The 9,142-nt window shown below is 42.6% G+C and carries 11 protein-coding genes; 5 read left to right on the top strand and 6 right to left on the bottom strand.

What is annotated here, in order from left to right:
• Positions 1-284 precede the first annotated feature (284 nt).
• Positions 285-872 carry a cell wall hydrolase gene (locus E2L07_RS09230; RefSeq protein ID WP_010899026.1) on the top strand — a complete coding sequence of 196 codons (588 nt, stop codon included), beginning with the start codon at positions 285-287 and terminating at the stop codon, positions 870-872.
• 131 nt (positions 873-1,003) lie between these two features.
• The gene (locus E2L07_RS09235) at positions 1,004-1,522 is read left to right on the top strand and encodes a hypothetical protein (RefSeq protein WP_134229414.1); all 519 of its coding nucleotides are present in this window, start codon (positions 1,004-1,006) and stop codon (positions 1,520-1,522) included.
• A gap of 171 nt (positions 1,523-1,693) precedes the next feature.
• Here E2L07_RS09235 and E2L07_RS09240 read toward each other — a convergent pair whose 3' ends face one another.
• Complete coding sequence (locus E2L07_RS09240; RefSeq protein ID WP_134228582.1) at positions 1,694-2,923, bottom strand: IS4 family transposase; 1,230 nt, start codon at positions 2,921-2,923, stop codon at positions 1,694-1,696.
• 72 nt (positions 2,924-2,995) lie between these two features.
• Between E2L07_RS09240 and E2L07_RS09245 the strand changes: the two genes are divergently transcribed.
• On the top strand, positions 2,996-3,235 hold the full coding sequence (locus E2L07_RS09245) for a hypothetical protein (RefSeq protein ID WP_134229415.1): 240 nt from the start codon (positions 2,996-2,998) through the stop codon (positions 3,233-3,235).
• Between the two features lie 88 nt (positions 3,236-3,323).
• Positions 3,324-4,607 (top strand): CCA tRNA nucleotidyltransferase, encoded by a 1,284-nt coding sequence (locus E2L07_RS09250; protein ID WP_134229416.1) that lies wholly within the window; start codon positions 3,324-3,326, stop codon positions 4,605-4,607.
• 96 nt (positions 4,608-4,703) lie between these two features.
• Here the strand turns inward: E2L07_RS09250 and fabF are convergent, their stop codons facing one another.
• Positions 4,704-5,939, bottom strand: coding sequence for a beta-ketoacyl-ACP synthase II (gene fabF, locus E2L07_RS09255; protein ID WP_053430671.1), 1,236 nt, complete (start codon positions 5,937-5,939; stop codon positions 4,704-4,706).
• A 37-nt stretch (positions 5,940-5,976) separates the two neighbouring features.
• Positions 5,977-6,915 (bottom strand): beta-ketoacyl-ACP synthase III, encoded by a 939-nt coding sequence (locus E2L07_RS09260; RefSeq protein ID WP_053430670.1) that lies wholly within the window; start codon positions 6,913-6,915, stop codon positions 5,977-5,979.
• Between the two features lie 222 nt (positions 6,916-7,137).
• On the opposite strand from E2L07_RS09260, the gene E2L07_RS09265 reads away from it, so the two are divergent.
• Entirely contained in the window at positions 7,138-7,437 is a 300-nt protein-coding gene (locus E2L07_RS09265; RefSeq protein ID WP_010899031.1) for a hypothetical protein, read from the top strand.
• Positions 7,438-7,532: 95 nt separating this feature from the next.
• Here E2L07_RS09265 and E2L07_RS09270 read toward each other — a convergent pair whose 3' ends face one another.
• From E2L07_RS09270 to E2L07_RS09280, 3 genes are all read right to left on the bottom strand, one after another.
• Complete coding sequence (locus tag E2L07_RS09270; RefSeq protein WP_053430669.1) at positions 7,533-7,787, bottom strand: hypothetical protein; 255 nt, start codon at positions 7,785-7,787, stop codon at positions 7,533-7,535.
• A 68-nt stretch (positions 7,788-7,855) separates the two neighbouring features.
• Entirely contained in the window at positions 7,856-8,185 is a 330-nt protein-coding gene (locus E2L07_RS09275) for a hypothetical protein (RefSeq protein WP_010899033.1), read from the bottom strand.
• 80 nt (positions 8,186-8,265) lie between these two features.
• Positions 8,266-8,901 carry a class I SAM-dependent methyltransferase gene (locus E2L07_RS09280; RefSeq protein ID WP_134229417.1) on the bottom strand — a complete coding sequence of 212 codons (636 nt, stop codon included), beginning with the start codon at positions 8,899-8,901 and terminating at the stop codon, positions 8,266-8,268.
• Between the last annotated feature and the right edge of the window lie 241 nt (positions 8,902-9,142).

Genomic DNA, 9,142 nt, shown 5'->3' on the forward strand with positions numbered 1-9,142 from the left:
CATGGTAATTATTTCATCAATCCTCCCATACTCTCACCTCATTTGCTTCGAAACCTTGCGATGACAAGGATCATTCTAATTTTCCGATCGTTCAGATTCTTCTTTTTCTATAGATTTTTTAGGTTTCCCCACATTTCGTTACAAACTTGTAAAATAGGCTGCTTAGTTAAGTAATGTCAAGGGTTCCGGCCAATCTTATTTCGTTTTGGAAAAATTTAGACCGCGCTTTTCTAGTATCATTTTGATAGATTGTTAGTATCGCAAGAGGAGGTACAAACGATATTATGATGAAATTTGTATTGTTATTCAGTTGTATCATTTTGTCTTTCACGCTTTTTACCAATAAAGCAGAAGCAAGTCATTCTAAACACCAAGTTCAATCTGGAGATACTCTCTATTTATTAAGTGAGCAATACGGCGTCCCTATGGAAGCTATTAAACGTATTAACGAACGTTCTTCCAATACTATTTATCGTGGAGAACAGCTAACAATCCCTGCACGGGTAACAGCTTCTGAACGAGACTTACTTGCACGTCTCGTACATGCCGAAGCAGAAGGAGAACCTTATGCCGGAAAAGTTGCTGTTGCTGTTGTCGTCTTAAATCGGGTCGACCACCCATCATTTCCCGATAATGTGACAGATGTTATCAACGAAGTCAACAGTGGATACTATGCGTTCTCTCCCGTACAAAATGGACGTATTCAACGCCCAGCCAATGATGAGGCCAAACGAGCAGTTGATGAAGCCCTTCAATTCCGTGGGCAAGGGAATGGCTCTCTCTATTTCTATAACCCAAAAACAGCCACAAGCCCTTACGTTTCAACACGTCAACAAACGATCGTGATCGGAAATCACATCTTTGCAAAATAACAAACGACTGAGTATAAAGTGACTGACCGTCCCATGAGGCGTGTGAGTCACTTTTTTCTGTTCTTTGGCTACATTTCTTGATAAATTGAAAGTAGGGAAAGTGTTTCTCATTTCCAAGGGGAGGTGAATCTATGAGGAGAATTAGCCGCACTTCCTCAACACGGACAGGTTACCGAGCAACCTATGTCAATCCATTGGGAACATCAGATAGTGTAAGAAAAGTGGAACCGCCTCCACCAATAGAGCGAACGGCGAATGAAACAGCGAAACCATCTAACAATTTTGTCCTCTCCTACGAACGATATAAGCAATATTTAAAAGAGCTAAAGCAAGTGTTTAAATCGTTTTATTTTCATGAAAAAGAGCTTTATCACACGCTACAAGCCATTGGGACAAATAAAGAAGAGCTCATCTCTCAAACGTGTACATTAATCTGTAAGTACAATGAGACGTTGAAAAGTATTCGTAAACTTGATCAACTTTTTCAAACATCTTACATGGATGACATCCAAGCATTGCATATACAACATCAAAAGGAGTTGGAGGCTCTCGGCCTGCTTCTAAACGACAACGGCACCCTTACACTTAACATTGATGTTTTTCGTTGTCAGTTATCCACATCAGACCAAGATACTATGGCAGTACACTAGCGTTGCACAAAAAAGTGAAGACAAAGTCAAGGGTACAGAAATGGAATATTATTGATAATTATTACATTTTATAACTTTACGAAATATTCAGTTTTATTTTTTTCTTGGTAATCAAGTCAAAAGGATAAGGGGGGTCTGTTTGAAGGTAGTCCTTATCCAATTTTTTACAAATTAGTAGATAGGGTCATAACTTAGGTCGTTTAAATGTTGGGTATCACCATCTTCAAATTGTGCTAAGGTTTCGTTGAAAATCCGGTCATGATCAAGTCGCCTTCGACCCTTTGATGATCGCTTGGGCTTTTTAAATAGCTCCTTTAGAAAAACAGAGAAGCTTCTCCACCAATATTCTTTTATAAACTCAAGCATCTCAAGGAGAGTTCCTTGATAACGCACTTTCTTCTTCATTAATAAAGTTAAACAGAAAGTAATCATGGCGATATAGACTTGGTTGTAAACGGCATTGGCGCTCTTTCCATAACATTTTTTCAGAACCATATGCTGCTTCATCCATTTGAAGAACAACTCGATTTGCCAGCGGCTTCGATAAAGATCACTGATTTCCTCTGCGCTCATCTTTGCATCATTTATGATAATCGAGATCTTGTTTCCTTGACTGTCCAGCGTTTCAATCAATCGTAGAGGGTATTTCATTTTTCCTAGCTTGACCACCGCCTCACGAAGAATATCGGAAGATGGGTCCACAGGCAGTTCTTCAATAACCTTGATGACCGTGTTATCTTTTATTCGAGTACAAAACCGAACGTTATTTTTACAGTAATCGTCAAACTTATCGAAATCGAAATATCCCCGATCAAATACGTGAAGGGCATCCTTTTCGATGACCATCAAGGCATCCAGTTGTGTGGAATCTGCCCGCCTGGCAGGGGTGATGATGATCTTATCCGGGGAAATCTCCCCTTCATGAATAACGACACGGGTATGTATTTTCACTCCCGCTTTTGTATTTCGGAAATGAGCCCATCGATACTGGCTAAGACAAAAAGAGATGGTAGTAGAATCAATGAGATGGATTTTGCCTAATAAAGCATTTCCCTTTTCCTTCCCGAATTCCCGGTGGATCTGTTGGACTAAATGATGAAGGATGGATTCAAAAATCTCTGGTGGCAAATCAGAAAGTTTACGGGATAATTGGGATTTACTGATGCTTTTTAATCCAAGTTCTTTTTGTAATTTTTTCTTATGCCGCACTTTAAAACTAATTTCCTTTAGACTTGATAACTGTTTCAATTGAGCATAAATAAAGAGTTTGATAAAGGTGAGGCTATCTAGTTTTTTAACATATTTATCCACTTGCATTTGATCAATGATTTTAGAAATGACTTTCATGTCTGTCGGTTGAATGTATTCCTTAAAAACCGTTTTTGTGTTATTCTTGTCCATAGGTTTACTCCTTATAATTAGGATATGGACAGGACTTCGTACCTTCTGTCATCTAATTATAAGGATTTTTTTATGAAGTTGAAGACTAGTATTTACCATAAATTCAATAAAATTGAATTTAATTACACCTTGACAAATCTTTTTTTATTTAATGCAACGCTAGTGATGGCAGTACTAAAACGCTTTAAGTCGTTGCTTTTGAAGCAGTATCATACGATAAGTCAACTTCAAGTGCCAAATTCGCATCAAATGTCTCCCTATGATCCACCGGGTGAACCGTTAAAAGGCTTCATCATTGAAGAAAAGGGCTAATTTATCAGTCATAGTGAAGCTATTTTCTTCCCACCCCCGTTTTTTGGTACACTAATAGAAAGAAAATGGAACATAAAGGAGTCCGACAATGAGTGAAGAACATCAAGAATCTTATCACTCTGACAATCTAATTGATTTAATGAACCACACACTCACAAACGATCATTTGCAATTGTTAAAGAAATTAGGCGAGATGGCCGCTAAATTAAGAATGAACCTCTTCCTTGTTGGCGGAACCGTTCGTGATATGCTAAGAGGGGTACCTGGTGGAGATTTAGACCTTGTAATAGAAGGGGATGCACTCGCCTTTAGCCAAAATGTTGCAAATGTCTTAGGTGGCAAGGTCAAGCATCATGAACCATTTGCCACCGCCACTTGGGTTGGAGCTGAAAACTTAAAGCTTGATATTGTCTCCGCTCGGGCCGAGTCGTATGCCAAGCCAGCCGCGTTACCCACGATTCGCCATTCTCACATAACCGATGACTTGGCTCGGCGCGATTTTTCCATCAATGCAATGGCCATTCATTTACATCCAGCCTCTTACGGCCAACTTGTGGACCCTTTTCACGGCCGTCATGATTTAACGAATGGGCTCATACGGATATTACATTCACAGAGCTTTATCGATGATCCAACCCGCTTGTTTCGGGGGGTTCGTTTTGTCAGCCGGTTCAATTACCGATTTGAACAAAAGACAGCTAACCTCGCTTTAGCCACACAGCCAGCATTAACGAATGCTTTGGCTAACGTATCACCAGAACGGATTGTCCACGAGCTAAAGCTTCTTTGTCACGAGACAGATCCGGTCAGCTCGTTTTCAAAGCTTGAAGATTTGCATGTTTGGCAAGCATTGCTTGGCCTTACGTTTTCTTCTTCTTCTGCCACCCATCTTTCGCGGTTGCAGGAAGAACAAAATGGAGAGCCACTTCATTGGTTTCAAGCAATTGCAACGGTTGGATTTCTTGAGGACAACTGGAAGGCTTCACTCGTTCCTTTCGCCATCACAGCTATGGAGCAGCGGTTCTTACAAAACATTGAGGACATCCAAAAACGGTTAACTAATATGACTCGTTTTTCAACGGACTATTTGCATAAGCAGCTATATCAAGTGCCTGAGGAGCCGCTTCGCTTTTATGCCCTGTCATCAGGCGAGGAAATGCAAAAGGTACTCGACTTGTATTTGCATCAACGTAAACAGCTCCAACCTCTTTTGACAGGACATGACTTAATGGAACTAGGGATGAAACCCAGTCCTTTATTTAAAGAGTGCCTATTACTGCATGAATGCGAACAATTAAAAGGGACAATCGAAAACAAACAGGATGCACTCCAATTTGCCCGTGAATTTTTTAATCAGAAACAGCGCTTATGATACAAATGGAGAAAACCTCGGCTGCTCATCCACTTCATAAGCCGAGGTTTTCTCCTTCCTAAGAGTAAAAAGAGTCGCCTTGAAGGCGACCCTTTTCTATTGATATTTTTTAAAGACGAGAGTGGCGTTATGTCCACCAAAGCCTAATGAGTTACTTAATACAGCATTCACGTCCTGCTTTCTTGCTTCATTTGGAACATAGTCCAAATCACAATCTGGGTCTGGCGTTTCATAGTTAATAGTTGGAGGAACAATCCCCTCTTCAATCGCCTTCACCGAAAAGATCGCTTCTACAGCCCCTGCTGCACCGAGCAAATGTCCGGTCATTGACTTCGTCGAACTAATAGCCAATTTGTTCGCATGGTCACCAAACACTTGTTTAGCTGCAAGTGTTTCGTATTTATCATTGTAATACGTGCTCGTTCCATGGGCGTTCATGTATTGAATGTCTTCTGGCGCCAATCCTGCATCCTCGATGGCTTGCTTCATAGCACGGGCAGCTCCTTCTCCTTCTGGAGCGGGCTGTGTCACGTGATAAGCATCGCCTGTTGCGCCATATCCGACAATCTCAGCATAAATCTTTGCCCCACGCTTTTCAGCAGATTCCAGAGACTCAAGAATGAGAATTCCAGATCCTTCTCCCATAACAAAGCCATCTCGATTCGCATCAAATGGACGTGACGCCGTGTTTGGATCTTCGCTTGTTGAAATCGCCTTCGCCATACTAAAACCAGCAACAGCCATATTCGTGATCGGAGCCTCTGCGCCCCCAGTAATCATCACATCAGCATCTCCCCGTTGGATGACTTTAAACGCATCACCTATCGAGTTAGCTCCTGATGCACAAGCGGTTACAGAGCAAGAGTTGATTCCTCTGGCACCTGTTATAATTGACACTTGTCCAGAAGCCATATCAGGAATCATCATTGGAACGAAAAACGGACTGACCCGACGGTATCCTTTTTCGATAAACATTCTAAATTGATTTTCGTATGTTTCCATCCCACCGATGCCAGAGCCAATCCAGACCCCGACTCGCGGTGCAATGTCTTCTGTGATCTCAAGGTCAGCATCCTTCAACGCCATTAATGCAGAAGCGACCGCAAATTGCGTAAAACGGTCCATTTTCCGTGCTTCTTTTCGGTCAATATGCGTTGTCGGATCAAATTCTTTTACTTCAGCAGCTACTTTCATTGGGAAATCAGCAGCTTCGACACGCGTTAACAGACCAACCCCAGATTGGCCGGCAATGGCTTTTTCCCACGTTTCCTCTGCCGTATTTCCAAGTGGTGTCACTGCACCGATCCCCGTAACAACTACACGTCTATTCATATAACGATTCTCCTTTGCAACAGTTTTCCTCTTATGCTTATCTTCCCCATCTAAGAGCTAATGAACCCCACACAAGTCCAGCTCCAAATCCAACGAGTACGAGCAAGTCTCCATCTTTTATTTTACCATCATTTAACTCATCCACCATAGCCATCGGTATAGAGGCTGATGAAGTGTTCCCATACTTCTTAACGGTCGTTGACATTTTCTCAACTGGCAACTCCAAACGTTCTCTGGAAGCTTCCATAATTCGAATGTTCGCTTGGTGCGGGATAAGAAAGTCCACGTCTTCTTTTGATAGGCCCGCTTTTTCAAGGACGCTCAGCGCTGATTCACCCATTTGTCTGACGGCGAACTTAAACACTTCCCGCCCATTCATTTGGATGTACTCCCCTTTTTGATTAATATGCATAGCGCCTTCCCCGTCCGCTCCTAACTCATATGCAAGGATTCCTCTGTCTTCAGAGACTGCCCCCATGACGGCGGCTCCAGCCCCATCACCAAAAAGAACGGCTGTATTCCGGTCTGTCATATCTGTAATTTTTGATAGCTTCTCGACCCCAATGACGAGGACGTGCTTATATCCACCATTTTCAATGAATTGTTGTCCAGTTGCTAATCCGTAAATAAACCCAGCGCATGCTGCACTAATGTCCATCGCTGCCGCTTTTTTGGCTCCTAAACGTTGCTGAACCAATGTTGAAACAGTCGGGAATGGCATATCTGGTGTAACAGTTGCGACTAAAATAAGGTCAATCTCTTCCGCTGAGACTCCTGCAGCTTTTAATGCTTTGACGGATGCCTCATAGGCCATGTCTGATGTGTCTACATTGTCAGGGGCAAAACGCCGCTCCTCAATACCAGTACGTGTGCGGATCCATTCATCTGACGTATCGATCCGTTTCTCAAAATCTTTGTTTGTTACGACATGCTCTCCCACATAACTTCCAATTCCAAGAATTCCTGCTCTGGTCACTAGCTAGGACCCCTTTCTAATATACGATCATTCCTCGTAGGGATTACGAGTTATTATTAGTACCTACTACTAAATTTTATCTTATTTTTCTCCCCCTGTCTACTATATCCCCATTCTTCAAAAGCTACCTTTCATACAAGATGATCGCCCTACACCCATGGTCTCATGGCGCATATACTAAGTAGCGAGTAGAAGAAACGGATCGAGAAAGGAGTCAGTACGATGTCCAATCAGGAGGAGCGAGATTTTTTCACCGATCTTATGTTCGGACGGCCACCTGAAAGCACCGATGTTGCTGAGGAAAACCCTCAGGAAAGCACAAGTGGTAGCACCGTAGAAGAAACAAAAACAGAAGGAGAAACGAAGCAAGAAGAAACGAATGCAGCTCCAGCACTACCACTTACTTTTGAACAGATGGAACACATTTTTCGCTTGGCCCAATCATTAGGACCAGCATTGAAAAGTCTTTCCCCATATGTAAAGACGATACAACAATTGATAAGTCAACAGAAAAAAGACTAAACAAAGGGGCTGGCTCTCTTGTCAATCACATGACACAAGAGCCAGCCTTCCATTCATCGTTCTTTCAATCAAAAACCAAGAAGCATAGGGCTGATTTATTTATAGTAGCCAAAAGGTGACTGGCTAGGAGGACCATACATCGGACCAAAATTTGGACCGTAATTTGGGCCAAAATTCGGGCCATACGAAGGGCCATAAGCTGGTCCGTACCCTCCATAAGGCTTTCCACCAAATAATAACGGTCCAACGGCGAGGCCGGCTAAAAAGGGAAGGACGGCAGGATAAAAGCGTTCCCCTGTTCCGATATATCCATACTGTCTATAGTAAGGGCCATGCGTATAAACGTTCATCGTGACACTCCTTCTAATAGGTGTTCATACCATCTTATGCCCTTTGTCCGTCAGTTGCGCACGTCCCGTTATAACTGTTTATCACTACTTGCCAATTGAGCCAGCACATCATGCAAAAAGCCTTCTAATTTTTCAACGGCCTTCACTTCCGCTTCTGTCTTTAATTCCATCCCTTTAATGTCTTCCACTGTACGAAGAAACCCTTCAAATTCACCTGTTCGTAACTGAGCAATGGCATAGGAAACAAACACTTGCGGTTCGGCCACATCTGTCTGTCGGAAAAGCTCGATATACGGGGTCAACGTTTGGATTCCTTCTTCAAAACGCTTGTCTTTTAATTGTTGTTTTCCTTTTTTTACTTCTTTTACAAACGATCGTAGTGCATCCTCTTTGTTCATCTTCAAGCCCCTTTTCCTGTTCATTTCATACTACATAAATGGGGTGATTGAATCACGTGCATGATAAAAACGTTCGCTTGTCACAGCTGCTTCATACCTACCACGCGTATCCGCTTATAATCGGCCCACCAATTCGTTCCATCAAATAACGCGTCCTTCACTTCCGCTTCGACAAACCGCACAATCTCTGCTTGACCAATGCTTGGGAAGAACCATGGTAACTCCTCTTTTGACCAACGGCTATCGGCCTGACTCATCGCATCTGCTAAAGTGTTCACAATCGTCTCCACATTTCCTTTTCCGCCAAATTCCGCTACAAATCTTCCACCCGGCTTCAGTGAACGATAAATGACCGTTAAGGCCTCTTCTGCGTCCTTTATCCAGTGAAAGACAGCATTCGAGAATACAGCATCGAATGTTTCAGAAAAGCTCAAGTCTGTCGCTTCTGCCACTTGAAAATCAAGGTGAGGGAACTTTCCCTTGGCTTGTTCGATCATTGACTCTGACACATCAACACCGATTACCCTTGACCCTAGCTGATGAATTTGCTCGGTTAAATCTCCTGTTCCGCATCCAAGGTCAAGAACGCATTCCCCTTCCTTCGGCGCTAACCATTGAATAAGATCTTCCCCATATGCTGATACAAAACGGTGCCTCTCATCATAAAGTTTCGCATTCCAGTCATCCGTCTGACGATTGCTTGACCCCAATCCCATCACTTCCCCGTTTTTATTTGAACCCTATTCGTACTACAGGAAAAAATGTAATATCATCACAAGCTTTTGCTTATTGCAAGTAAACTTTCTTAAAGGGCAAAAAGCTTCTTTTACTGGTTCTTAGTCAAATGTTGGGGTGGCATAGGAGGGCGAGCCCCTCTTATCCTACCCCGAATGTTTGATGTTTGAATTGATGATGCAAGAGAATACGGTTTCGCAAGCGATCATAACGCCGAAAACC

It is taken from the genome of Halalkalibacterium halodurans, from assembly GCF_004376175.1.
Lineage (GTDB): Bacteria > Bacillota > Bacilli > Bacillales > Bacillaceae_D > Halalkalibacterium > Halalkalibacterium halodurans.

Coding starts and splice junctions, on each gene's coding strand:
- E2L07_RS09230 (WP_010899026.1), top strand. CDS start 285: ATGATGAAATTTGTATTGTTATTCAGTTGTATCATTTTGTCTTTCACG.
- E2L07_RS09235 (WP_134229414.1), top strand. CDS start 1,004: ATGAGGAGAATTAGCCGCACTTCCTCAACACGGACAGGTTACCGAGCA.
- E2L07_RS09240 (WP_134228582.1), bottom strand. CDS start 2,923: ATGGACAAGAATAACACAAAAACGGTTTTTAAGGAATACATTCAACCG.
- E2L07_RS09245 (WP_134229415.1), top strand. CDS start 2,996: ATGAAGTTGAAGACTAGTATTTACCATAAATTCAATAAAATTGAATTT.
- E2L07_RS09250 (WP_134229416.1), top strand. CDS start 3,324: ATGAGTGAAGAACATCAAGAATCTTATCACTCTGACAATCTAATTGAT.
- fabF (WP_053430671.1), bottom strand. CDS start 5,939: ATGAATAGACGTGTAGTTGTTACGGGGATCGGTGCAGTGACACCACTT.
- E2L07_RS09265 (WP_010899031.1), top strand. CDS start 7,138: ATGTCCAATCAGGAGGAGCGAGATTTTTTCACCGATCTTATGTTCGGA.
- E2L07_RS09270 (WP_053430669.1), bottom strand. CDS start 7,787: ATGAACGTTTATACGCATGGCCCTTACTATAGACAGTATGGATATATC.
- E2L07_RS09275 (WP_010899033.1), bottom strand. CDS start 8,185: ATGAACAAAGAGGATGCACTACGATCGTTTGTAAAAGAAGTAAAAAAA.
- E2L07_RS09280 (WP_134229417.1), bottom strand. CDS start 8,901: ATGGGATTGGGGTCAAGCAATCGTCAGACGGATGACTGGAATGCGAAA.